Annotated in this window: 28 protein-coding genes; 18 read left to right on the top strand and 10 right to left on the bottom strand. The window is 41.2% G+C overall.

Annotation, left to right across the window (positions count from 1 at the left end):
- The first annotated feature begins 50 nt into the window (after window positions 1-50).
- From ICV01_RS03175 to ICV01_RS03190, 4 genes are all read left to right on the top strand, one after another.
- Window positions 51-920 (top strand): MBL fold metallo-hydrolase, encoded by an 870-nt coding sequence (locus ICV01_RS03175; RefSeq protein WP_215288535.1) that lies wholly within the window; start codon window positions 51-53, stop codon window positions 918-920.
- 11 nt (window positions 921-931) lie between these two features.
- Window positions 932-1,546 (top strand): class I SAM-dependent methyltransferase, encoded by a 615-nt coding sequence (locus ICV01_RS03180; protein WP_215288537.1) that lies wholly within the window; start codon window positions 932-934, stop codon window positions 1,544-1,546.
- Window positions 1,547-1,861: 315 nt separating this feature from the next.
- Window positions 1,862-2,794: a catechol 2,3-dioxygenase gene (locus tag ICV01_RS03185; RefSeq protein WP_215289110.1), complete on the top strand. Its 933-nt coding sequence runs from the start codon at window positions 1,862-1,864 to the stop codon at window positions 2,792-2,794.
- A 156-nt stretch (window positions 2,795-2,950) separates the two neighbouring features.
- On the top strand, window positions 2,951-3,079 hold the full coding sequence (locus ICV01_RS03190) for an entericidin (RefSeq protein WP_215288539.1): 129 nt from the start codon (window positions 2,951-2,953) through the stop codon (window positions 3,077-3,079).
- A 46-nt stretch (window positions 3,080-3,125) separates the two neighbouring features.
- On the opposite strand, the gene ICV01_RS03195 is transcribed toward ICV01_RS03190, so the two are convergent.
- On the bottom strand, window positions 3,126-5,654 hold the full coding sequence (locus ICV01_RS03195) for a cation-translocating P-type ATPase (protein WP_215288541.1): 2,529 nt from the start codon (window positions 5,652-5,654) through the stop codon (window positions 3,126-3,128).
- 180 nt (window positions 5,655-5,834) lie between these two features.
- On the opposite strand from ICV01_RS03195, the gene ICV01_RS03200 reads away from it, so the two are divergent.
- From ICV01_RS03200 to ICV01_RS03210, 3 genes are all read left to right on the top strand, one after another.
- The gene (locus ICV01_RS03200) at window positions 5,835-6,278 is read left to right on the top strand and encodes a hypothetical protein (RefSeq protein ID WP_215288543.1); all 444 of its coding nucleotides are present in this window, start codon (window positions 5,835-5,837) and stop codon (window positions 6,276-6,278) included.
- Window positions 6,279-6,410: 132 nt separating this feature from the next.
- Window positions 6,411-7,307 (top strand): cation diffusion facilitator family transporter, encoded by an 897-nt coding sequence (locus ICV01_RS03205; RefSeq protein WP_215288545.1) that lies wholly within the window; start codon window positions 6,411-6,413, stop codon window positions 7,305-7,307.
- Between the two features lie 42 nt (window positions 7,308-7,349).
- A complete protein-coding gene (locus tag ICV01_RS03210; protein WP_251369381.1) occupies window positions 7,350-7,835 on the top strand; it encodes a disulfide bond formation protein B in 486 nt (161 codons plus the stop codon).
- Window positions 7,836-7,875: 40 nt separating this feature from the next.
- Here ICV01_RS03210 and ICV01_RS03215 read toward each other — a convergent pair whose 3' ends face one another.
- Together ICV01_RS03215 and mmsB are read right to left on the bottom strand one after the other, a co-directional pair.
- Window positions 7,876-8,088: a hypothetical protein gene (locus tag ICV01_RS03215; RefSeq protein ID WP_215288550.1), complete on the bottom strand. Its 213-nt coding sequence runs from the start codon at window positions 8,086-8,088 to the stop codon at window positions 7,876-7,878.
- 340 nt (window positions 8,089-8,428) lie between these two features.
- Window positions 8,429-9,316 (bottom strand): 3-hydroxyisobutyrate dehydrogenase, encoded by an 888-nt coding sequence (gene mmsB / locus ICV01_RS03220; RefSeq protein WP_215288552.1) that lies wholly within the window; start codon window positions 9,314-9,316, stop codon window positions 8,429-8,431.
- Between the two features lie 287 nt (window positions 9,317-9,603).
- On the opposite strand from mmsB, the gene ICV01_RS03225 reads away from it, so the two are divergent.
- Window positions 9,604-10,548, top strand: a complete 945-nt coding sequence (locus tag ICV01_RS03225; protein WP_215288554.1) for a dioxygenase — start codon at window positions 9,604-9,606, stop codon at window positions 10,546-10,548.
- A 1-nt stretch (window position 10,549) separates the two neighbouring features.
- Here the strand turns inward: ICV01_RS03225 and ICV01_RS03230 are convergent, their stop codons facing one another.
- Entirely contained in the window at window positions 10,550-11,440 is an 891-nt protein-coding gene (locus ICV01_RS03230) for a LysR family transcriptional regulator (RefSeq protein ID WP_215288556.1), read from the bottom strand.
- A gap of 121 nt (window positions 11,441-11,561) precedes the next feature.
- Between ICV01_RS03230 and ICV01_RS03235 the strand changes: the two genes are divergently transcribed.
- The 7 genes from ICV01_RS03235 (at window position 11,562) to ICV01_RS03265 (ending at window position 17,083) form a co-directional block, all read left to right on the top strand.
- Window positions 11,562-12,698, top strand: a complete 1,137-nt coding sequence (locus ICV01_RS03235; protein ID WP_215288558.1) for an ABC transporter substrate-binding protein — start codon at window positions 11,562-11,564, stop codon at window positions 12,696-12,698.
- A 36-nt stretch (window positions 12,699-12,734) separates the two neighbouring features.
- Complete coding sequence (locus ICV01_RS03240) at window positions 12,735-13,574, top strand: shikimate dehydrogenase (protein ID WP_251369382.1); 840 nt, start codon at window positions 12,735-12,737, stop codon at window positions 13,572-13,574.
- Between the two features lie 33 nt (window positions 13,575-13,607).
- On the top strand, window positions 13,608-14,429 hold the full coding sequence (locus ICV01_RS03245) for an amidohydrolase (protein WP_215288560.1): 822 nt from the start codon (window positions 13,608-13,610) through the stop codon (window positions 14,427-14,429).
- Between the two features lie 127 nt (window positions 14,430-14,556).
- On the top strand, window positions 14,557-14,904 hold the full coding sequence (locus ICV01_RS03250; RefSeq protein WP_215288562.1) for a winged helix-turn-helix domain-containing protein: 348 nt from the start codon (window positions 14,557-14,559) through the stop codon (window positions 14,902-14,904).
- A gap of 59 nt (window positions 14,905-14,963) precedes the next feature.
- Entirely contained in the window at window positions 14,964-15,734 is a 771-nt protein-coding gene (gene modA, locus ICV01_RS03255; protein ID WP_215288564.1) for a molybdate ABC transporter substrate-binding protein, read from the top strand.
- Between the two features lies 1 nt (window position 15,735).
- Entirely contained in the window at window positions 15,736-16,410 is a 675-nt protein-coding gene (gene modB / locus ICV01_RS03260) for a molybdate ABC transporter permease subunit (protein ID WP_215288574.1), read from the top strand.
- Between the two features lie 4 nt (window positions 16,411-16,414).
- On the top strand, window positions 16,415-17,083 hold the full coding sequence (locus ICV01_RS03265) for an ATP-binding cassette domain-containing protein (RefSeq protein WP_251369383.1): 669 nt from the start codon (window positions 16,415-16,417) through the stop codon (window positions 17,081-17,083).
- Here ICV01_RS03265 and ICV01_RS03270 read toward each other — a convergent pair.
- Together ICV01_RS03270 and ICV01_RS03275 are read right to left on the bottom strand one after the other, a co-directional pair.
- A complete protein-coding gene (locus ICV01_RS03270; protein ID WP_215288576.1) occupies window positions 17,076-18,260 on the bottom strand; it encodes an MFS transporter in 1,185 nt (394 codons plus the stop codon). The genes ICV01_RS03265 and ICV01_RS03270 overlap by 8 nt on opposite strands.
- Window positions 18,261-18,338: 78 nt before the next feature.
- Window positions 18,339-18,749 carry a group III truncated hemoglobin gene (locus ICV01_RS03275; protein WP_215288578.1) on the bottom strand — a complete coding sequence of 137 codons (411 nt, stop codon included), beginning with the start codon at window positions 18,747-18,749 and terminating at the stop codon, window positions 18,339-18,341.
- Between the two features lie 140 nt (window positions 18,750-18,889).
- Here ICV01_RS03275 and ICV01_RS03280 point away from each other — a divergent pair, with 140 nt between their 5' ends.
- Window positions 18,890-19,573 (top strand): substrate-binding domain-containing protein, encoded by a 684-nt coding sequence (locus tag ICV01_RS03280; RefSeq protein WP_215288580.1) that lies wholly within the window; start codon window positions 18,890-18,892, stop codon window positions 19,571-19,573.
- A gap of 10 nt (window positions 19,574-19,583) precedes the next feature.
- On the opposite strand, the gene ICV01_RS03285 is transcribed toward ICV01_RS03280, so the two are convergent.
- Window positions 19,584-19,949 carry a hypothetical protein gene (locus tag ICV01_RS03285; protein ID WP_215288582.1) on the bottom strand — a complete coding sequence of 122 codons (366 nt, stop codon included), beginning with the start codon at window positions 19,947-19,949 and terminating at the stop codon, window positions 19,584-19,586.
- 126 nt (window positions 19,950-20,075) lie between these two features.
- Between ICV01_RS03285 and ICV01_RS03290 the strand changes: the two genes are divergently transcribed.
- Window positions 20,076-20,651: an NTP transferase domain-containing protein gene (locus ICV01_RS03290; RefSeq protein ID WP_215288584.1), complete on the top strand. Its 576-nt coding sequence runs from the start codon at window positions 20,076-20,078 to the stop codon at window positions 20,649-20,651.
- A gap of 21 nt (window positions 20,652-20,672) precedes the next feature.
- Here ICV01_RS03290 and ICV01_RS03295 read toward each other — a convergent pair whose 3' ends face one another.
- From ICV01_RS03295 to ICV01_RS03305, 3 genes are read right to left on the bottom strand one after another with little or no spacing between them, the layout of a single operon-like run.
- Complete coding sequence (locus ICV01_RS03295) at window positions 20,673-22,775, bottom strand: xanthine dehydrogenase family protein molybdopterin-binding subunit (RefSeq protein ID WP_215288586.1); 2,103 nt, start codon at window positions 22,773-22,775, stop codon at window positions 20,673-20,675.
- 17 nt (window positions 22,776-22,792) lie between these two features.
- Window positions 22,793-23,245, bottom strand: coding sequence for a (2Fe-2S)-binding protein (locus ICV01_RS03300; protein ID WP_215288588.1), 453 nt, complete (start codon window positions 23,243-23,245; stop codon window positions 22,793-22,795).
- A gap of 12 nt (window positions 23,246-23,257) precedes the next feature.
- Window positions 23,258-24,292, bottom strand: a complete 1,035-nt coding sequence (locus ICV01_RS03305) for an XdhC family protein (protein ID WP_215288590.1) — start codon at window positions 24,290-24,292, stop codon at window positions 23,258-23,260.
- A gap of 155 nt (window positions 24,293-24,447) precedes the next feature.
- On the opposite strand from ICV01_RS03305, the gene ICV01_RS03310 reads away from it, so the two are divergent.
- Window positions 24,448-24,768, top strand: coding sequence for a hypothetical protein (locus tag ICV01_RS03310; protein WP_215288592.1), 321 nt, complete (start codon window positions 24,448-24,450; stop codon window positions 24,766-24,768).
- Window positions 24,769-24,777 lie beyond the last annotated feature (9 nt).

Below are 24,777 nucleotides of genomic sequence, written 5' to 3' on the forward strand. Positions count from 1 at the left end.
TAAAAACAATATATAATTAAATATATTGATAATTCATGTGAGAAAGCGCAATGGACAAAATAAAGGCTGATATTCAAAGTTTTTTTGATCAAGAAACATGGACATTTACCTATGTGGTCTCTGATTCATCAACTCGAGCATGTATTGTTATCGACCCTGTTCTTAACTATGACGCAAAGTCAGGCAGAACTCGTACCAAGTCCGCTGATGAGGTTATTTCTTTTATTAAACAGAATCAACTGAAGCTTGAGTGGATACTAGAAACTCATGCCCATGCGGATCACTTAACAGCAGCACACTATCTACGCGAACAATTAGGCGGGAAGGTCGCTATTGGTGAAAATGTATTGAAAGTGCAGAGTGTATTTAAGGGGATATTTAATCTTGGGAACGAATTTATAGCAGATGGCTCTCAATTTGATTATTTATTAAAGGATCAAGAGAGCATTTCGTTTGGGAAACTAAATTTCCAGTGTTTATCTGTGCCTGGGCATACCCCTGCTTGTTTAGCTTACAAAATTGATGATGCAATTTTTGTAGGTGATACGCTTTTCCCTCCAGATGTTGGTACTGCTCGTTGTGATTTTCCTGGTGGTGATGCGCGCACTTTGTATCAATCTATAAAGAAAATACTTAGTTATCCAGAAGATACCAAGTTATATATGTGCCATGATTATCCGCGAAGTGATCGCGCAGTCATTCATCAAACGACAGTTAAAGAAGAAAGAGCAAACAATATTCATGTTCACGATAATGTGATGGAAGATGAATTTGTTCAGATGAGAACTGCAAGGGATAAAACATTAGAAGTCCCAGTTTTATTATTACCTTCTATACAAGTCAATATTAGAGCAGGAGAAATGCCACCAAAAGAAAGTAATGGCACCTCTTATTTAAAAATTCCAATTAACTTAATTTAAGCGTACGAGCTATGAGTAATAAAGAACATTGGGAAAAGGTATATGGCACTAAAGCGCCTGATGCTGTTAGTTGGTATGCCCCTCATCTTGAAACGTCTTTAAACCTGATACATCAGGCAACTAATCATAAAGATGTAGCCATTATTGATATTGGGGGCGGAGAGGCGACTTTAGTGGATGATCTTTGGGCTGAAGGTTATAAGGACATTAGTGTGCTTGATATATCTCAAAAGGCTATAGATGTGGCCAGAGAGAGAATTGGTATTCAGGCGGATAAAGTTCATTGGTATTGTGCGGATATAACGCAAGCCACTTTGCCTCAAAATCACTTTGATATTTGGCATGACAGAGCTGTATTTCATTTTTTAACTGAAGAGTCTCAACGAGAGAGATATGTTGAGCAGGTGATGCGTTCAGTTAAACATGGTGGTTATGTGATTATGTCGACATTTGGGCCTGAAGGCCCAGAAAAATGCAGTGGTCTTGATGTGGTTCGCTATGACTCAGAGCACTTGCATGCCCAATTTGGTAAAAAATTTAAATTGATTAATAGCTCTACTGAAGCTCATAAAACTCCTATGGGGACTACTCAGCAATTTCTATATTGTTTTTGTAGGATGGAGTAATTAGTCGTGTATTTTTGGTGCGGTATGTGGGTTCAATTTTCATGTGGTAGATTATTCGCATGAAAATAAAAAAATTAATCCACTTTTGAGTGGATTTTTTATTGCTTGAATTTCCAATATTTTTGAATATTCTGAACCATTTGGCATATCGATAAAAATTAAAAATTTCAACGATTTCTGAAAATTTTTCTAAAAAGAGTTCATGGGAAACCCTAGTTATTAAATTTATTTGATTTTGGTCAAAACAATCTTTTTATTTAAGTTTTACTCTGACATGACTTGTTAATTAAATAACTCATGTTGGGGGAATTAGAAATGGGAATGACTGGTGTATTACGTCCTGGCCATGCACAAATCCGTGTGCTTGATTTAGATGAGGCTTGCCACTTTTATGGCAAAGTTTTGGGTTTAATTGAAACTGGCCGTGATAAGCAAGGTCGTGTTTACTACAAAGCTTGGGATGAGCGCGACCACAATAGCATCATCATTAGACAGGCTGATAAAGCTGGCATTGATTTCTTTTCTTTCAAGGTCTTGGATAAAAAAACGCTTGATCAGTTTGAGTCTGATTTGAATGCATATGGCATCCCTACAGAAAGGATTCCTGCAGGTGAATTATTGGAGACTGGTGAGCGTGTGCGCTTCCAAATTCCAAGCGGCCATTTAATTGAGTTATTCGCTGAGAAAAAAATGGTGGGTAATGGTTTGGCTGCAGTAAATCCCGCGCCATGGTCGGATGATGCAGAGCGAGGCATTGCCCCGTTACGTTTTGATCATGGCTTGTTGTATGGTCCCAACGTGAATAAGGTGATGGATATCTTTGTCAATGTCTTGGGTTTTATGCTGACTGAATTTGTTACTTTGCCTGATTCAGATGTGAAGGGTGCTTTGTGGTTATCTTGTTCTATTAAGGCGCATGACATTGCGTTTGTGGAGCACCCTGAACCAGGCAAATTACATCACTTATCTTTCATGTTGGAAAGCTGGGAAAAGGTTTTAAGAGCAGGGGACATCATTGGTATGAATGAGATTCCTGTGGATATTGGTCCAACGCGTCATGGTATTACGCGTGGTACGACTATATATGCTTGGGATCCATCTGGTAACCGTTTCGAGACATTCTGTGGCGGTACACAAAACTATCCTGACTGGGATCCTGTTGCTTGGAACTGGGAAGGTTTGGCAAAAGGTGGTCTTGACTACCCACAGCAAAAACTTCATGAAACTTTCTTAACCGTAGTTTCTTAATCTGTATTACTTCCCCTTCGTATATTGATATATACGATTTTTTTGGCCACTCTTCGGAGTGGCTTTTTTATTTTCTGAAAATTCAATATTTGAGATGTCAGTAGGGGTATGCTAACTCTTTAGATTAAGTCTATTATCTAAACTAAGGAGGTTCATATGAAGACAACTAAAATTATTTTGGTGTTAATCGCCATATTTTCATTGACTGCTTGTAATACAGTGTCTGGTCTTGGAGATGATCTTAAAAAGGCATCTGAGTGGACGAGGGATAAATTACCAAAGTAATTCTATTGATAGAGATGTTTACTGACGTGATTGTTCATGAATGTTATTAGATGGTCGATGTTGCTGACATATTCATTTTATTAAAATACCACTTGGTTAACTCGTACCAAGCTAAGCAACATAAGCTAACGAAAACCGTTAAACATATTTCTTCTGGTAGCAAATCAGAAAAATTGAAATGATGTCTGATTGTTGGGACGAATAATAAAAGCGCAAATAATCCTAAGGTCAGGCCAATGAGCCATTTTTGAGAAGGGTTTGGTTTCTTTAAAATGGCAATCAGATGATGTGTCTTAGATCGATTGGCAATAATTAAGAAAATATTGCCTAGTACTAAAGTGGAAAAGCCTACGGTGGTGGATGTCATGACTGATAGGTTAAATTCTGGCAATCCTAGGTAGAGCGCTAGTACCGCAATAGATAGCCCAAGGCCTTGAGTAACGGCGATGATGATATTTTGTAAATTAAAAATCTTTTCATCTATATTTCTTGGGGGTCTTCTCATTAAATCGTCTTCGGGAGATTCCATTTCAAAAACAATCGCGCAAGCGGGATCAATAATCATTTCTAAAAAAAGAATATGGATCGGTGAGAGCATTGGTGGAGCGCCTAGCAGGATAGGGATGAAAACACTTGCTGCAACTGGTATATGAATTGCAATCACGTAAGAAATTGCTTTATGTAAATTGTCGTAAATCTGACGACCTTGTTTGATAGCGTTGACGATTGAGTTGAAGTCGTCGTTAAGTAAAACAAGTGAAGATGCTTCTCGCGCAACGTCTGTGCCTCTTTGTCCCATGCTGATTCCAACATGAGCAGCTTTTAGGGCTGGAGCATCATTAATACCGTCGCCTGTCATCGCCACGATGGCCTGGTTTTTCTGGAGTGCTTGAACAAGCCTTAATTTTTGGTCAGGTTTTATTCTGACAAAAATTGAAATGGTCTGAATAGCTGCTGTAAGCTCTTGATCGCTCATATTCGCTAAATCAGCTCCAGATAAAATGCCTGAAGATTGAATACCTGCTTGTTTTGCAATGGCGCGAGCGGTAATAGCATGGTCGCCGGTAATCATGATGACTCGAATACCTGCTTTTTGACATTGTTCGATTGCATCTGGCACTTCAGATCTAATAGGATCTTTTAAACCAACTAATCCTAACCATTGAAACTGAAAGGTGTGAATCGTTTTAGGCCATTCTGCTTGGTCTTTTGTGTAATAAGCTTGTGCTACAGCTAATAGTCTTAAGCCTTCTGATGCCATTGTTTGAATTTGCGATTCAATAGCCTTTTTCTCATCTGGGTTGAGATGGCACAAATGCATAATCGTTTCAGGAGAGCCTTTTATTGCTACTACATAGCTGTTGGGATCTTGAGGCTCCTGCCAAAGATGGGTCATCGCGGGTAATTCAGGGCTTAGGCCGTATTCATGGGCAAGTGCGCTATTGGAGTGGGTTGTTATTTCGTGAGGGTAAAGTTTTTTTAAACTATCGTGAAATGCTTTTTCCATCGGGTCAAATGGGTTAATTTCACTCGCTAGAACTGCTGTCTTTAATAATTGCTTAGCTTGATCGTTGGCCAATAAATCAGGATGTTTGATATCAAAAATTTGATTCTTAATTGCCAATGCCTGTAAAGACATATTGTTTTCAGTAAGCGTACCAGTTTTGTCCACGCATAAAGTTGTGATGCTACCTAAGGTTTCAATAACTGGGGCATGGCGGGTGAGGACTTGATCTTGAGAAATTCTCCAAGCGCCTAGCGCCATAAATACAGTCAGAATCACGGTGAATTCTTCAGGCAATAATGCCATGGTTAGGCTGATGCCCGATAACGCACCTTGTAGCCAGTCCTTGTTTAGCAAACCATAAGCTAAGAACACTAAGAATGCTATAGAAAATCCAAATAGGGCAAATTGCTTGATAAGCAATGAGATATCTTTTTGAAGTGGGCTTTTAGTCTTCTCAATAGATTGGAGACTTTTACCAATTTTTCCTAATTCTGTGTGCACCCCTGTTTGAGTGACGATGGCTTGACCGCTACCTCTTGTAGCTAAAGACCCAGAGTAAATCGTATCCCCATGAAGCTTATTGACGGGTTCTGATTCACCGCTTAATAGTGATTCATCTATCAATAAATCATTGCATTGAACCAGTATGGCATCGCTAGATACGCGATCACCTTCTTCTATAACCAATAAATCGCCAACAACCACTTCTTTTCCAGGGATCCGAACGGTGAGGCCGTCCCGAATAACTAGAGCTCTGGGGCTTGAAAGTTCTTTAAGTGCTTCAATGGCTCGACGACTTTTTTCTTGTTGAAATAAAGTGATGCCAATTGAAATCGTAATAAAACCGATTAAGGTAAGAGCATCATTGACATCACCGATGACTAAATAAATGAGCCCTGCCAAAATGAGAAGGCCAAACATTGGTTCTGTGAGAACTTCATAAATTGACTTTAAGAATGAATGTTGGGAGTCATTGGCGATTTCATTGAGTCCAAATTGGCTAAGGCGTTTCTTAGCTTCGAGAGATGAAAGGCCAGTAGGGTTTTGCGGCATATGATGAGTACCCATCTTGAATTACTAAGCTATTCACGAACCAAATTTGGTGAGGATTGACCCTATATTAAGCTTATTTATGTATGAAATTAACAAATTATGAAATCCCAATACGCTCTATTTGATTTTTTAAGGGTTTCTTAATCTAAACATTGTAAATTGATAGCAGTTATTAATTAAAAGCGATGATTTTTTATGAAAAAAACAACAAAATTCCTGGCAACCTTCTTGGTATTGGTTGTCTTATTAATCCCCACTTCTGTTTTATTGAGTAAATTCGTTTTTACTACTACTTATTCCTATGCTTGCGTTGTTAATAAAACAAGTCAGGGTGTGTTAAGTGGTGATAAACGTGCTATCACCCTAAAAATAGAATCCGTTAAATATCCGTGGGGGCAGGGTTATGACTTGTTGCGCCTAGAGGACGAACTGTACGCTAGCTATGATCCTCGTCAAACTTTGACTATTGTAGGTAAGGATATTTTTGCTTCTCAAAACCAAAATAATCGACTAAAGACAGTTTCATTTGATAGTCAAAGTGGCAGTTTAATATTTCAAGAGATTTTTCAGACTAATAATGGGCAAACCTATAAAGATATTTATCAAAGCGAATGTACTTTGCAAAAGTCTTTTATCTAATGGCTCTTACTTCAATTTCTCCGATGATGAAAAAGTCGGAGGAAACAAGTTGTCACTTCAAGTCTTGAAAAATTTCCCCATTAATCCATTTGTGACATATAAATGACATTAATCTAAAGTTAAAATCCTTCTATGATTGAAGATATTGAAGACCATGAGGTTGAATCAACCGATAAGCAGGCGGCTGCTAAGAAAAGTACCTTAGTTAGTATTGTTGTTAATATTGGTTTGACTTTATCGCAGGTATTTGCAGGTATCGTGTCTGGCTCTCAAGGTTTGATTGCCGACGGCATTCACTCCTTGACCGATTTAATTGCTGATTTTGTTGTTTTATTTGCCAATCATCACAGCGCCAAAGAGGCTGACGATGATCATCATTACGGGCATCAACGGTATGAGACTGCAGCCTCTTTATTTTTGGGGGTTTCTTTGTTGGCAGTGGGCATGGGTATGCTCTGGAGTGCTGGTAATAAGATCATTCACCCGATGGCCTCAGGCCAAATTCAAATTTTGGCGCTTTATGTTGCGCTAGGCTCATTAGTGGCTAAAGAAGTCTTATTTAGATACATGTTATCTGTAGCCGAACGCGTTCGTTCTTCCATGTTGGTGGCGAATGCTTGGCACGCTAGATCCGATGCGGCCTCTTCGTTAGTTGTATCAATCGGTATTATGGGTGCTTTGCTTGGATATCCTATCTTAGATGCTGTTGGTGCTTTAGTTGTTGGCTTGATGGTAGCCAAAACTGGTTGGGAATTTAGTTGGGAAGCCCTTCATGATTTGATGGATCGGTCTGTTTCAGAAGAAGAGCATGCAAGAATTGAAAAAATCATTAGTGGGACTGAGGGTGTAAAGGGTTTTCATGCTCTTAGAACGCGCAAGATGGGCGATATGATTTTGGTTGATGTGCATATTGATGTTGATCATGCGGCGACGGTGAAAGAGGGGCATGACATTGCTCTTGCCGCTAGAAATAGAATCATGAAAGAGCTCCCTGTTTTAAACGTCATGACTCATATAGATCCTGTGTAATTGGTGCGGTTTGATTCGATGAAATTTTTTAAATATATTTTTTTGGCAATTTCTTTCCTTTGTCTGACGTTACTTGGCTTTGCCTTGTTTGTTCAATATATTGGGTGGAATGGTGAGCTTTATGCGCCTTGCCCATTGTGCATTTTGCAAAGGGTGGCTTATTTAGGCATCGCTATGTCTTGTTTGGGAGCTTATTTTTCAAATGCGTTAAGACGATTCTTTCACGTACTTGCCAGTACTTTCTCGTTATTTGGTTTAGGCGTTGTATTCCGTCATATTTGGGTTATTTTTCATCCAACTGTTTCTTGTGGCCTAGACCTCTTAGAAGTCTGGATCAATCAATGGGCAATTGTTCGTTGGTTTGATTGGTTATTAAAAGCGGATGGTTTATGTTCAGCGCCTTTGCCGCCCATCTTTGGTTTGACGGTGCCAATTTGGTCTTTGGTGTGGCTAACCGTTTTAACAACTATTTTGTTATTAACTTTGGTGAGCTCTCTCAATAAAAAAATTAAAGAGTCGGGCAGTTAAAGTAGGTTAAGAAAATTGCGTAGTGATAGCTACTATTTCACTAGTCACTAATTTGATTTAATTTATCTAGGGTTCGTTTGGCATGCCATCCTAATCGACCTTCTGGATCCATGCGTTGAATATCCTCAAGAGCAGTTTTGAGGATTTCATTTTCATCTTTGAGCTCATAAACATGATTTCTCAGGTTGCTAGCATCCACCCATGATCCAATGGCACTGATTAAGCGAGCAATAAGTAGGCCCCAATTCAACATAGCTTCTGAGTGATTAAATGTTTTAACTCAGATTAGCATATGGAATTAATTGAAAATCACAGGCCGCACCAAAGTGGTGCTTATTGAATGGGGGTAATCCCCCGATGGCTCTGTTTAATAATGATCTGTAGTTGAGATAGAGCGCTGTTGATTGCCCTTCGGCAGGGGGAATGGTGTATCTTGCGCCTAGTGTTGGCGTAGCTAATTATTTGATGGCTCAATAAATAATAAATTTATAAGGAGACGAGATGAGCTTGAATATTTTCTCTAAGAAAAAGCCACCTAATGTATTAGGTGGCTTTTTTATATTCCCTCGCGACCCTATGGCTTATAGTGCCCATTATTTTTTATGTAAATTGATGATCGCTGAAAAATCTAATTTGCCATAACCCTGATTACTAAATAATTGATAAAGCTGTTGAGCCATTGCACCAAGTACCACTGGTTGCTGTGCTTGTTTAGCCGCTTCGGTAGCTAAACCTAGATCTTTAAGCATTAAATCAACACCGAAGCCCCCGGAGTAGGCTCTACCTGCTGGAGCTGTTTCCACAACACCAGGGAAAGGGTTGTAAATTTCAGAGCTCCAACATCTCCCGCTAGACGTATTAATAATGCCAGCTAGTACTTTGGGGTCTACACCCAAAGAGACACCTAAGGACATGGCTTCCGCAGTGGCAATCATGGATATGCCTAGTAGCATATTGTTGGCAACTTTAGCAACTTGACCATTGCCAGAGTCTCCGCAGTGAACAATGTTTTTACCCATATCAGATAGAAGGGGTTTAGCTACATTGAACCATTGCTCTTGTCCGCCCACCATGAAAGTTAATGTGCCAGCTTCAGCTCCACCGGTACCCCCTGATACAGGAGCATCTAACATAGGATTGCCGTGTTGTTCAGAGGCTTTAGCGACATCTCGAGCCGTATGTGGGTCAATCGTTGAACAGTCAATTAATAAAACATCTTTAGCAACTGTTGCTAGTATGCCGTCATTGCCTAAATAGACACTGCGAACATGTTGACTGGCTGGCAACATAGTAATGATGGTATCCAAATTGGAAGTTTGAGCTACTTCTGTAATAGATCTCGCAACTTTAGCACCTGATTGTTTAAGATGGGTGAGTGCTATTTCTGATAAATCAAAGACGATTAATTCATGCCCTGCTTTTAAGAGATTGCAAGCCATGGGGGATCCCATATTACCTAAACCAATAAAACCGATTTTCATAAATAGCTCACTCGCAAATAGTTTGGAGGGCTATAGATTAAATCAATTAGCTATTTTTTGTGTGATGACATCTTGATGTGAGCTCGCGCCCCAATAATATCTATCAGATCGAGTACTGAGTTGTAAGCTGGATTCGCAATCCGATGGTATCTAGTGTCAGGAAATTTTTTAACTATTCCTACTTTATTAAGTTCCTATATTAGCTGAAAGAGTTTTTTATTAAGCAAATCCATTTGGAAAAAGATATAGTTCAACAATGAATAAGGCCCATTAATAATGAGGACAATATGATTATTGAAAATCAAGAAGATGTCACCAAAGCAGTTTTAGCCGAATTAGATGGTTCTACTGATGAGCGATTTAAGGAAATCATGTCGATTGCGGTTAAGCATTTGCATGCTTTTGTGCGCGAAGCGAAATTAACTGAACCTGAATACCATAAGGCTTGCGGCATTATTGCCAAACTTGGTCAATTAACGACACCATCCCATAACGAAGTTGTCTTATCTGGCGGATCCTTAGGTGTTTCAGCTTTGGTGTGTTTGTTAAATAATGGTGATAAAGGGCAACATCAAACAACTGCCAACTTGATGGGGCCGTTTTGGCGAAGTGATCAGCCCATTGCTGAAAATGGCAGCAGCCTGGTTCGCTCAGATACGCCTGGCTTACCAATTTTTGTGGATGCTTATATTAAAGATCAGCAAGGTAAGCCTGTTGCTGATGCTCGCGTGGATGTCTGGCATTGTTCAACCGAAGGTTATTATGAAAATCAAGATCCAAGCCAGGCGGAAATGAACTTGCGCGCTAGCTTTAAGACGGATGCTGAGGGACATATTTGGTTTAGAAGTGTTAAACCTGTCGGTTACCCCATACCTGTATCGGGACCCGTTGGAGATTTATTGAAGATGCAAGGGCGTCACAATATGAGGCCTGCGCATATTCATTTCATGATTAATAAAGAAGATTATAAAACCCAGTTTTCTCAGGTTTATTCCAATGATGATCCGCACTTAGAGACGGACGTTCAATTTGGCGTCACCAAGGCTCTGATTGCTCAATATGTATTGCATGATCAAAACGACAAGGCGCCTGATTCAAGCGTTCAGGGCCCCTGGTATTCGATGGAGCACCATTTCGTGATTGAGCCTGGTAGTAATGCTTTACCCGTGCCACCAATTAAATCGAAAAGTGATACAGCTAGACCGGAACTTATTGTTTTAAAAAGGCGCTAATTTAGATATGGGCTGCTGCCCGGTGTAGATGTTTAATAAAGTTTTTAATGGCTGGCGATAAAAATTTATCGTGCCTTACGATAACGCCTAGCGTTAATTTGAGTGGGGGTTCCACCGTTTTGATTTGGCACAGGTATTTTTTGGCAATCGGTGACTCCATGAGCTTTTTAGGCATTAAACCAACGTAATTGCCACTAGCTATTAATGAAATTAACCCAAGCGTTGAATTCACAACCGCACCCGGTAGTGGTGGAGTGATATTGTTATTTTCAAATAAGACTTTGGCGTATCCGCTGGTGGGTCTTTTGCTGGTGTAGACCCATTTGAGCTCTTTTAAATCCTCTAAATTGGCGGGAGATTTAATTTTTAAGTTTTTCTTCTTGGCGATGACCATTTCAATAGGAAGAATTTTCTCCACATGGAATTCCCCGGGAATTAAATCTTTCGGAATGGGGCCGATAGCCATATCAATCTCGCCAGATCTCAATTGTTTTAATTGGGCGATATAGAGTTCCTCCATTAATGAAATGGCCACATCAGGAAATTCAGCGCTATAGGTGCGGATAGTTTCCGGTAGGAGTAGTGAGAGTGCCAAAGGCACGACGGCAATCGTGATTTCCTCATTGCTCCTACGGCTAATTTGAGCTACCTCTTTTTCGGCTTTTTCGAGCTCCTGAAAAATATTCTGAGCGTACTTATATAGGGTTAACCCTTCCGCGCTGGGGCTAACCCCTGTTTTGGTGCGATTCAGTAAGGTGGTGGATAAATGCTCTTCTAACTCTTGAATAATTTTAGTGATAGCAGGCTGAGAGACTTGCATTTCCTTGGCTGCAGCTCTTAGGCTGCCCAATTCAATGGCGTTAACGAGTGCTTTGAGTGCTTGTATTTTCATGGTTGTGTCATAACTAAAAGTTATCGCCTATGATAATAAATAATCTATTCAAAAGACAGCAAATTGAATATAGTGAGCTCTTGCAACATAAGTTATTCATTTCATTTGCGAGGAGCATCCCATGAAAAAAATATTCAAATATTTAATGCCATTAGCACTAGCTTTTTCTACTGCTTCCTATGGTCAAAACGTTAAGATTTTTGGCTTGGTTGAACTTTCAGGCCCCGGCGTGACCTCTGGGTCAAATTTTGATAATGGCGCTAAATTAGCCATTAAAGAAATTAATGCCGCTGGTGGTATTTTAGGTAAAAAGATTGATTACATTTCACTCGATACGCAATCGAACCCAGGTGTTGCAAAAGGTTTGGCGTTGCAAGCGGTTGATAGTGGCGCTTACGTTGTGATGGGCCCAGTATTTTCTGGTTCAGTGATGGTGAGTATGAGCGTGACAAGACAAGCTGAGATTCCTAACTTCACAGGTGGTGAAGCTGCTGGTATTACGCAACAAGGTAACCCATATATCTTCAGAACATCGTTTACGCAAGCATCAGCGATGCCAAAGATTGCTAGATATATTAAAGAAAAAGTGAAGGCTAAGACAGTCGACATTATTTTCGTTAATAACGACTTTGGTAAAGGTGGTCGTGATTTGATCATCAAATCATTGCAAGACAATGGTGTGAAGATTGGCGCTGACGTGTCTACTGAGTCAGGTCAGATCGACTTTAGTAGTGCTGTGATTAAAGTAAAACAGTCTTCTGCTGATGCTGTCTTTGTTTATACCAACGAAGAAGAGGCTGCTCGTGTTTTACGTGAGTTGAAAAAGCAAGGTTACAACAAGCCTGTGATTGGTGAGACTGTGTTGACTAGCCAAAAAGTTATCGAGTTAGCTGGCGAATTTGCAGATGGCGCTATTGCTCACGTTGGTTTAACAGCTGACGCGCCACAGGCCACTGTAAAGAAATTTGATGCGGCTTATCAAAAAGAATATAAGACTCGTACTGACCACAATGGCCTTAAAGGTTACACAGGTATTTATATCATCAAGGCTGTGACTGAAAAGATTGGCAAGTTTGACTCTAAGGCTTTCGCTGCTGCGATGAAGAATGTTTCACTTTCAGCCAAAACGAATCCAGGTATCTTGTTGGACGTTTCATTTGACGCCAATGGTGACTTAGATCGCGAAAGTTATATGACTAAAGTAGTAGGTAAGAAACAAGTTGTGACAGATATTCTTCCTCCAGTTAATAAGAAGTAATTGATTTAGTAATTAAAGGTAATTTTTAAGGTTTTAATGATGGAAAAGAAATTTGTTTTAGCTGGTGTGATGGGTTGGCCTGTTGAGCAATCCAGATCACCGGTGATTCACAACTATTGGATTAAAAAACACCAATTAAATGGTGTTTACGGTAAGTTTGCAGTGAAGCCTGGTAGTGTTAAAGATGCTATTCGTGGGATGCCAGCGTTAGGTATTGCTGGCTCTAACGTGACAGCACCGCACAAGGTTGAGGCGATGCAGTTAATGGATTATTTGGACCCGATTGCTAAAAAAATGGGGGCCATTAATTGCATCGTTGTGCAGCCAGATGGTTCTTTACATGGCTTTAACAATGACGGTTTTGGTTACATTCAAAGCTTAAGAGATGTGAAGCCGAATTGGCGTGCTGATGAAGGCCCTATCACCATCATTGGTTCAGGTGGCGTATCCAGAGCATTATTGGTTAGCTTGATTGAAGAGGGTGCCCAAGAAATTAGACTCTTTAATAGAAGTAGAGATAAAGCGGATGCATTGGCTGATGAATTTGGTGGTCCGATTAAGGTTTACAACTGGGATGAGCGCCATGATGCAGTCTCTGATGTGGCTTTGCTAGTTAATGCGACTAATCAGGGTATGTATAACCAACCTGAACTTGATTTGAGATTAGATCAGTTGCCAAAAAATGCGTTGGTTTCGGATACGATTTATATCCCTCTTGAAACACCCTTCTTAAAGCAGGCGCGTGAGCGCGGTAATTTGACTGTAAATGGCTTAGGCATGTTATTGAACCAAGCTATTCCAGCATTCAAGGCGTGGTTTGGTGTGACTCCAGAAATCACTGATGAGCTACGCGCTGAAATTGCCAAAACTTTCTAACTTGGTCAAAAGTAAAAGTGGTCGGGAGTGGCAATGAGTATTTTTGATGAACCTAAAATCGATACGCATTGCCATTTGCTGGACCCTGACCATTTTCCTTACGCCCCTGATGTCTCTTATAAACCAGCTGGTCAAGAAATAGGTGGTGGAACTTATTTTTCTCACGTGATGAATACCTATGGAGTTCATCATGCTCTATTGGTGGGCCCCAATTCTGGTTATAACTTAGATAACCGTTGTCTGTTAGATGCGATTGAACAGAGCCATGGAAAATTTAAGGGCATCATTGTTGTTAAAAATGACATATCCAAGGAAGAGTTGGCTAAGTACAAGTCGCAAGGAGTTGTTGGCGTTGCAATGAATGTTGCTTTAAATGGTGTGGACTATTACGCGAACACTCGAGCATTACTGGGGCATCTTGCTGATTTGGATATGTTTATTCAATATCAGGTCGAGCATGATCAGTTAAATCAGTTTGTGCCGATGGTTTTAAATGCGGGGGTACGGGTGTTGGTGGACCATTGTGGTCGCCCAACCGTTGCAGAAGGCATCTCTCAAGCAGGTTTTCAGGCAATGCTGAAGTTGGCGAAAGAGGGTTTTGCTCACGTGAAGTTATCTGGTTTTTATAAGTTTTCCCAAAAAGGCTACCCTTTCTTAGATACGGATGAGTATCAGAATGTTATTTTGGATGTGTGTGGTTTGGGGCAATGTATTTGGGCTTCGGACTGGCCTTATTTGAAAGCACCTTACCGCTTGGATTATGGCCCTATGTTGAAATTGGTCGAGCAGAGATTTACCTTAGAGGAGAGAAAAGTCTTGTTTTGGGATACGCCTAAAAAGTTATTTGGCTTCTAGTAACTAATGTGTCTGAAAAATAAAAACTACTCCATCGGTTTTTAACCACCTTCGGGTGGTTTTTTATGGATTGCTAACAAAGAGCTTATCTAGCACAATGAAAGCCTTCATTCCTTTATAAAAAAGTATGGCCATTCGCTCTTCCTTCCGTTTAAGAATCTATGTGGATGATGTGCCAGCGATTGGCCCTGGGAAGGTGGCTTTATTAGAGGCTATTGTTGATACGGGAAGTATTCGGGCAGCAGCCTTAAGCTTGGAGATGTCTTATAACCGTGCTTGGTTGCTTATTAACGAGATGAATACGTATTTTAAAAAGCCTGTAGTGATTGGGGCTTCTGGTGGCGCTAAAGGTGGCGGCGCCATGGTTACAGATATGGGGCGTGATCTGATTCGTGAGTATCGTTTATTGGAAAAAGAGGTGTTAGCTGCCAGCTCAAGTAGGGTTAAATCCCTAAAAGCTATGTTAAAAAAGTGATAAAAAAATTTATTTCGTTATACTTTTGAAAATATAACGAATATTGGGTCCACTATTTAATGATTAAAGTCGTGGTTTTCTTCTTGGGGTCTTTGTTGAGCCTGTCGCAGACTTTTGCAGCTAACCCTGTTGTCATAACTGTTTCGGCAGCTTCTAGCTTAACTAATGCCTTTAAAGAAATGGGGCTTGCTTTTGAGTCTCAAAACAACAATATAAAAATTCAATTTAATTTCGCCGCATCAGGACATCTATTGCAGCAGATTATCAAAGGTGCACCGGTCGATGTCTTCGCCAGTGCTGATCAAGAAACCATGGATAGGGCTGAGCAACTAGGCTTTATTGAAAAAAAACAAAGAAAGCATTTTGCATCAAATACCTTGGTGTTAATTGTTCCTAAGGGCTCTAAACAAGTACCTGCTAGATTGAACGATTTAACAACAAGTAAGTATCAGCGGATTGCGATGGGCTTGCCCGCTAGTGTGCCTGTAGGGCGCTATACCCAATCGGCGTTGGAAAAAATTGGTCTTTGGCAGGTTTTGGAGTCAAAGATGATTGGCTCTCAGAATGTGAGGCAAGCATTGGATTATGTTGCTAGGGGAGAAGTGGATGCGGGCTTTGTTTATGCTACGGATGTGGCTGTAAGCGATAAAGTACGTATAGCAATAACGGTTCCAACTGATAAAAAAATTCTTTATCCGATAGCGCCTGTTTTAGCAGAGATTCATGGTGATCATCATGAACAGTCTATGGCCGCACAGAAATTCATAACCTTTGTTAATTCTCAAGCTGGGCAGGCCATTCTGGCTAAGCACGGATTTGGAAAGCCTTGATATGCATGAAGCCTGGATTGCGTTACGTTTAACTTTGAAAATAGCGGGTTTTGCTACTCTCATTAACTTGGTTTTAGGAATAGCTCTCGCATATCTTTTTTCGCGTAAAAACTTTTGGGGTAAAGAGGTATTAGATGCAATACTCACTTTGCCCATGGTCATGCCCCCAACCGTATTGGGTTATTACTTGTTAGTTGTCCTTGGGCAGCAAGGAGTTATTGGGCAATTTTTAAAGGAATACTTTGGTATTCATTTGATATTTACTTGGCAAGGTGCGGTGATTGCGGCGTCCATTGTTTCTTTTCCTTTGATATTCAAAGGAGCACGAGCCGCTTTTGAATCATTGGAGCCTCAGTATGAGCAGGCGGCAAAAGTTCTTAATGTGAGTAATACGGCAATCTTTTTTAGAGTCACATTGCCGCTTGCCTGGCGTGGTATCTTGGCTGGCGCATTACTTTCATTTGCTCGGGCTGCTGGAGAATTTGGCGCCACCTTAATGGTGGCCGGGAGTATTCAAGGAAAAACGCAAACTTTATCTATTGCTGTGTATGAGGCGGTTCAGGCAGGGCAAGATGACACTGCCAATTTCCTTGTGTTGTTGACTTCGGTAGTCTGTATGAGTGTGTTATTAGTATCAGGCCGGCTTATGCCTGGACGCTTGGCGAGGCAGGGGTGATTGTATGAGCATGCTTTGGCAGGTCCGCCTAAAAAAACATTATCAAAATGAATTGCAGTCATTTGATTTAGATATTCAAATACAAAGCGCTGCTAAAAATTTAGTTCTATTTGGCCCCTCTGGTGCGGGTAAGACGCAAGTTTTAAAAATGCTTGCAGGTCTAGTAAAACCTGAGAGTGGTTTTATTAAGATGGGCGATGAAACTTTATTTGATTCTAATTTAAACATTGATAGGCCGCCTCAACAGCGATCGTTAGCCTATGTTTTTCAAGATTACGCTTTATTTCCACATTTAACTGTTCGTCAAAATATCGCTTTTTCTGCAAATAAAACTTGGTTAAATAAAGGTAAGCAATTTACCAGTGCAGATATTGATGAGTGGATGGTTAAGTTTCAATTAACACATTTAGCGAATCAGTATCCTCATCAGTTATCTGGTGGTCAAAGTCAACGAGTGGCTTTAGCGAGAGCTTTGGTTTCTAAACCCAAAGGATTGCTGTTAGACGAGCCGTTTACGGCTTTGGATCAAGAATTACGTCGCACGCTTCGTCAAGAATTACATGCCTTGTTGCAGCAATTGTCGATTCCGATGATATTGATCAGCCATGACCAAGAGGATGTGGACCTCTTTGGGGAAGAGGTGATCTATATTAAAAATGGAAAAACTATTTAAGCTTTTTCTTTTTTGCTAGCCAAAGAAGACTTAACCCAGTTAATGCAACAGGGATGAGGGAGCCGATATTTAAAATCCACCAGCCTTGTGTGGTTACTAGAGCGCCTGAGCTAAAAGCTGTAACGGCCATGGTGCTAAACACGAAAAAATTAATCGCTGCTTGAGCTTTATCTTTTTCTTCTGGTTTGTAAGCTGAAATCGCTAGTGTGGTTGAGCCGGTAAATAAAAAGTTCCAACCGACTCCTAGCAAAAATAAAGCGATTAAAAATTGATCTAAATCGGTGCCGGAAAGTGCAATAAGAATACAGAAGAGATTGAGCAATACACCTACGCCCATAATTTTGAGTGGCCCAAACTTTTTAATCAGATTGCCTGTAAAGAATCCTGGTGCAAACATGCCAATCACATGCCATTCAAGTACGAGAGCCGTATCTGAAAATGGGTAGCCACAGACTTTCATCGCTAGAGGTGTGGCCGCCATCAATAAATTCATGACACCATAGCCTAGCGCCGCGCCAATGATAGCCACCATGAAAACAGGCTGAGCCATGATTTCTGATAAATCACGACCACTTGATGGACTAACTTCCTTTTTGTTGTCATCAGGAAACTGAATAAATTGCATGATGAGGATGCCTAATAGGCCTGCTAGAGCTAGTGATAAATAGGCCCCAAGAAACGGTGTTGTAAAAATATTTCGAGTCCAAGAGGCGAGGTTGGGACCTACGACTGCGCCTAGTAAACCGCCTGCTAAAACCCATGAAATTGCTTTTTCTCTGAGACTGATATGGGTTAGCTCTGCTGCTGCGAATCGATAGAGCTGCCCATTGGCACTGTAATAGCCTGCTATTAAAGTCCCTACTGACAGCAACCAAAAATTACTCGTCCACGCTGCGTAAGCGCAAGTGAGTGATGATAGCGATGCAATTAATAAGCCGATTTGGAAAGATTTTTTTCGGCCATAACGATGTTGTATTTTGGCTACCAAAGATGTGGAAAGAGCGCCGCCAACCACATAACCCATCACGGGTAGCGTTGCCATCCATGCAACTGGGCTAATGTTTAAACCGACTAAGCCATTAATAGCAATAAATGTAACGTTATTAGTTAGGAAAAGACCTTGGCAAAGAATCAGTAATAAAAGATTCTTGGTAAATAATTTAGGTTGTTGGTTCATCGCTATATTTTATGGTGATATGCCATTAATAAAAGATGAAATTTATATTTTTAATGATTAATTGTGGGCTTTCGATGCTCACTTAGCATTTTCTTTTAACAGTTGATCGTTCATGCGTTCTAAATTACTACCAATGAGCTCTACGCGATCAAACCATTGAAGTGCTAGGTCGGCTGTTATATGCTTGTCTAATACTTGTTTAAACAAAGCTTTCCAATCTTGCAAAAGAGCGTGGTTAAACCCTGCAGCCAAGTGTTTTGCAATAGGGTTGTATTTGTAAGATTCCGTAGGTGTGCCACCTAAAGCAGTCCACCAGAATTCAGCAATTCTCTTCTTATGGTCAGCCCAATTTTCAACAGAGCCAAATGGTTGTGCAAGGGTGGGGTGATGTTGGATTAAGTCATAAAACTCATCAACAACTACAAAAACATTTGTATGGCCAATTTGTTGCGCAAGCGAAATTCTGTCGTGAGGTTTGATGAGTGTCATAGGGTAGTGAATGCCAAATAGTGCTAAATAGTGCCAAATAATGAGCCGGATGTGGACTTTAATCTTTAATCAATATTTTTAATATACTCTTGATATGAGCCAATGGCTATTAACCAATCAGATCAAGAAATGAGGTATTTGTGAGCGCAGGCATCAAATTACATGGGATTTCATCGATGGCGACTAAAGCGCTTTTGGGCGACCTAGTGAAGGCTTATCAGAGTCTTGAGCCAGTAGAGCTCGCTATTGAGTCTGTTGGTGGTGTCGTTGCAGCGGACCGAGTTAAGGCTAAAGAGCCTTTCGATTTGGTGATGTTAGCTTCTGGCGCTTTAGATAAGCTTATTGCTGAAGGTTTCGTGAAAAACAAAGTGGTTTTAGCTTATTCAGATGTGGCAGTTGCGATTCATGAAGAAGGTGAGAGCTATGACATTAGCACTGAGGTGGCATTGCGTGAGACCTTATTGAAGGTGGATACGATTGGTTATTCAACTGGGCCAAGTGGTGATGGATTATTGAAGTTGTTTCAACGTTGGGATTTGGCCGATGTTTTGCAAAAGAAATTAATCCAAGCTCCCGCAGGGCGCTCAGTAGGTACCTTGGTGGCTGACCGTACGGTTCAAATTGGTTTTCAGCAATATAGCGAGTTATATAAAGTGCCTGGTATCAAGGTCTTGGGTTTGATGCCAAAAGGTTGTGAAATCATTACGACATTCTGCGCTGGTTTGAGCAATACAACATCTCAAGCCGAAGCGAGCGCAAAGTTTCTTCGCTATTTGGAAACTGCAGACCTTGCTGAAATTAAGCATCAAAACGGCCTACGATGAACGGGAGCATCTAATTAATCAGATGCTCAGTTTTTAAATCAAATGTAATTTTTTTCAGGCAGGCTTCTGCTGTTGGAAATTCATTTCCTTCGCCGTTTAAACCGACGATAAATTGTTTTTTATCTTTTCCAAGGTAAAAATGTTTTCGGTAAGTTTGGTCACCATGATGAATGAGCATTTCAATAAAAGCCTGATTCTCTTGCATGTTGTAGAGTTGGCTTAAGTTCGATAGCTTGCGAAGTTCTTCATTTTTTTGAAATACCTGTCTCATCAGTTTGACTAAACCATCAAACAGTAGGGTGTATTCGTTATATAGCACCATATTTTTGGCTTTAAGTTCTTCAAGCGCCATATGGTGGAGTATGTTCTGTGCCATAAATGCCTTATTTCTTATAGATGCTATAGGAAAACAGCACATTTACTATCAGCAAATTCCCTAGGGAAGTTTATAAAAAATTTGACTGAAGATGGAAAGCGCTAAAGAGATAGAATGAATACCTATATGATGAATATTCAAGCTCTTTTATTGTGTGCTGGTCAGGGTAGCCGTTTTGATCAGACTGGCCGTACCTCTAAATTATTAGCTGAACTGCCTTCTAAAAAAATCGTATTAGGTTTGGCACTGGATTCTATTTTGCCAACTTTCCCACGCCCCCTTGCGATTGTTCGGCCTGAACAAGCTGAGGTAAAGCAGTTTTTGACTAATCGAGGAATTGAGTTAATCGAGGACGCTAATGCCAAGATGGGTATGGGGTATAGCATTGCCGCAGGTGTTCGCCATAGTGAGCAAGCCGATGGCTGGTTAATTTGTTTGGGTGATATGCCTTATGTGCAGGCAGAAACGATTGCTCAAATTTCAGCAACCGCAATAAAACATCCTGATGCTATTGTGGCGCCTTTTTACCAAGGGCAAAGAGGGCATCCTGTGTTTATCCCTAAGTCTTTTAAGCAAGATTTGTTGAGCTTGCAGAAAGATGAAGGACCACGTCATCTAATGATGGGTGGCCCTTTGATTCAAGTAGATACTATGGATACTGGTATCTATCGAGACATTGATTTGCCATCGGATTTAACTTGATGGCAAATCTTAATGCCAGTTTTATGCCAAAAATGGCATAGAGCGGGGTCTCTTGCCTGTGGCGCGTGTAATAGCATTTGCAATCGCCGGCGCCACAAGTGGCACACCTACTTCACCCATACCTGATGGCTTGTCGCCACCTTCGATGATGGTGATATCAACTGTAGGTGCTTCTGACATACGTAACATTGGGTAAGAGTCAAAGTTGCGTTGTTCGGTCGCACCATCTTTGAAGGTAATCTTATTCTTCATTGCTGATGAGAAACCTAACAAAATGGCGCTTTCTAGTTGAGCTCGTACTTGATCTGGACGAACAGCGATGCCACAGTCCACCACACAAGTTAATTTATGAACAGTTGGCACATTGTCTTTTACTGAGACTTCAGCAACCAAAGCGACATAGGCGTCATAACATTCCATTTGCGCGATACCTAAGCTTCTGCCGTCTGTGCGCTTTTTACCCCAGCCGGCTTTTTGCGCAGCAGTACTCAAAACTTTTTGTGCGCGTGGATGCTTGCCTAATAAGCCCATTCTAAATTCAACGGCATCTTTGCCAGCTGATTGAGCAAGTTCATCCATAAAGCTTTCAATCGCAAAAGCGTTAAGGTTGTTACTAACTGCTCGCCAGTATCCAACGCGGATACCTGTGTCATGGATGACGTTCTCAATGCGTAGGTTAGGAACGCCATAAGTAATGTTGCCTGAACCTTCGCTCATGAACGGGTCGTTGCCATTCACCACAAAACCTGGGAAAGCGCGGGCTGTTACAGATGGCGATATCATTTTTGTGGATAAACCAACTAGCTTGCCCGAAGCGTCCAAGCCACCGGATACTTGATGGTAGCTAATAGGGCGGTAGAAGTCATGCGTCATATCATCTTCTCTAGCCCAGATCATGCGTACCGGCTTGCCAGATGCTTTCGCAATGGATACCGCTTGGCTAATAAAGTCTAGCTCTAGCTTGCGACCATAGCCACCACCAATGAAAGTTGTATGAATAAAGACTTTGGACTCAGGCAATCCTGAGGCCGCTGCCGCAACTGCCGAAGCCCCTTGTTGGAACTGGATCGGGCCCCAAACATGGCACTCACCATTAGCAATGCTTGCAGAACAGTTCACTGGCTCTAATGTGGCATGTGCTAAAAATGGCAGCATATATTCAGCGCTAACCTTTTTAACTGCGCCATCGAGTGGGTTATCAACATTACCAGCCTTGTTAACAATGGCACCTGTTTTTTGAGCGGCTTGTCGTAAACCCTCTTCAACTTGAGCAATGTCTTTAACTGCGCGGCTTGGTCCGAAGTCCCATTCAATCTTTAATAAGTCGCGTGCTTTCTTGGCGGTGTAATAGTCTTTTGCTAATACGGCCACACCATCAGGCACTTCAACGATAGATTCAATACCTTTCACAGTTTTGGCGACTGAAGCATCAAAGCTTTTTACTTTGCCGCCGATTACTGGACACATCGCTAAAGAGGCTGCCAACATATTAGGTTCGCGTACGTCAACGCCATAAACCGCTGTGCCATTCACTTTTGCTTTGGTATCTAAGCGAGGTACTTTTTTACCAATGAACTTATATTGTTTGGCTGATTTAAGGGTTGGTTTGCCAGAGTGTTGCTGTTTAGCCGCATCAGCAGCTAATTCACCATAAGTGGCGCGGTGACTGCCTGATGTCAACATGCCATTGGAGGCTGTCACAGATGCTGCCGGTACTTTCCATTTTTCTGCTGCGGCGGCAATTAACATTTCACGTGCGGTAGCACCGACCATACGTAGTTTGTCCCAAGCTTCGCGCATGGCTGATGATCCGCCGGTAATCTGCGCACCACCTAACATGGCGTTGCCATATAAGGCAGGATTATTGGGAGCCATGATTACTTTGATTTTCCCGATAGGGTAGTCTAGTTCTTCGGCAATCAGCATGGTCATCGACGTATAAACGTCTTGACCCATTTCAGATCTGGCCACAAATACAGTCGCTGAGTTATCAGGGCTGATTTGTAACCAAGGATTAACGATAGCGTTACCAGAAGCTACGGTTTTGTTATCGGCATAAGAGAAGCTAACAAATAAGCCAGAGCTTAGTGCTGCGCTAGATTTGATAAATGAACGACGATCCATTGCATTCTCCCCAATCTTTAAGAAATAGACTTAGCGGCGCGGACAATCGCTTTGCGGATGCGTGAGTAAGTACCGCAACGGCAAATATTTCCGTCCATAGCGCTGGTGATGTCAGCGTCGCTAGGATTTTTGTTTTTAGAAAGAAGAGCTGCTGCCGACATCATTTGACCGCATTGGCAGTAGCCGCATTGAGGAACTTCTTCTGCTTCCCAAGCTGCTTTAATGGGCTGAGAAATTTTCTCTGGAAGACCTTCTAAGGTTGTAATTTTTCTACCAACTGCTGCTGATACAGGTGTGGAGCATGAGCGAATAGGTTCGCCATCTAGATGTACGGTACAGGCGCCGCATAAGCCTGCACCACAACCAAATTTGGGTGTGGTGATATTAATGTGGTCTCTTAAAAACCAAAGAATCGGTGTGTTGTCGTCACCATCAAAAGTAACAGACTTACCATTTACAGTTAAGTTCATAAATTCCCCTTATTAAGAATTGCTAGAGTTATTAAGTGAGCATGCTTGGCTATTAGCTAAAGCATGCTCAGAGATATCCCACGTTAAGTCGTGATGGAGTGTTGCTTGACGTTTGAATAAAGTCATTTCAGCCATAATCGAGATCGCGATTTCTGCAGGTGTTTCAGCACCAATAGATAAGCCAACGGGACCTCTTAAACGTGCCACTTCAGAGGAGGTGACATCGAATAATTGCAGACGCTCTTTTCTCTTGATTTGAGAGACTCTTGAGCCTAAGGCACCGACATAAAAAGCGGGTGATTTCAAGGCTTCCATTAAGGCTAAATCATCTAATTTAGGGTCATGGGTTAATGCTACGATGGCTGTGTGACAGTCTGCTTGCATGTCGATGACAGTGTCATCAGGCATGGTTTGAGTAACAGGGGCACCTGAGACTTGCCATGTATGAGCATATTCATCCCGAGGGTCGCAAACAGTCACGGCATAGTCTGCGCGTAAAGCGAACTCGGCTAATGCTTGAGATATTTGACCGGCGCCAATAATGAGTAATCGGTATCTAGGGCCAAAAACAGTTTTTAATTCAAAACCATCAAAACTAGGGGTATCTGAATTTCGAGCCACTTGAATAGAGTGGCTACCATCTTGAAGTTTTAGTGTTCTAGTGAGGACTTCACCTTTTGATACTCTTTCTATAACCTCAGTTACCCAGTTGTATGGGTGAATCGGTTCTAGGGTGATGATGAGTTTTCCGCCGCAAGGTAATTGGAATCGTTGGTTGGTTTCTTTATCACCACCGTAAGATAGTGATATAGCTTTAGTAATATTTGCCCATTCACCAGCTTGAACGCGTCTATTGATGTCATCCTCGATACATCCACCAGAAACTGAGCCTAAGATAAGACCATCATCGACATTGATAGTCATCAGTGAGCCTACGGGTCTAGGGGCTGAGCCAAAAGTTCTGGCCACTGTGGCTAAGTAAACTTTTTTACCTTGCTGCACCCAATTATTTGCCCGTTTTAGGACTTCTAAATCTAAACTATCCAAAATTACTCCCTATCTCTTTTAGATAATCCGCTATTTAACTTGCTTCGATAATTAGGGTATTTACTAGATGATCGATGTCTCATTAATTCCCTAAGTTTAGACCTGATTTTAGGCCTTCATAAATGAAATAAACTTCAATAAATTAGAATGAATAAATGAGCAAATTACCAAAAATCGACTTATCAAAGTTCTTAACGGAGCATTGGGCGCTGATTATGAGGGCGCATGCCCAAACTATTTCACGGCAGACCTTTTCTGAAGAAGAGGTGCAAGTTTTAAAAAGCCTCGCAGCTATGGGAGTTTTGGATTTAATGTGGTCTAAAACAGCGCATGATTTTTCAGAGACCATCAAGGCTTATTTAGGGGGGAAGCAACTAGAAGCGCTTCATGAGGGAGAAACTCAGCAGTTAATTGCTTATTTGGTTGAAAATTCTTCGAAATGGTTCACTCGGACCATTCAATGCAATTGGAAATAGCTCAGCGCT

The organism is Polynucleobacter sp. MWH-Spelu-300-X4, from assembly GCF_018687515.1.
Classification (GTDB): domain Bacteria; phylum Pseudomonadota; class Gammaproteobacteria; order Burkholderiales; family Burkholderiaceae; genus Polynucleobacter.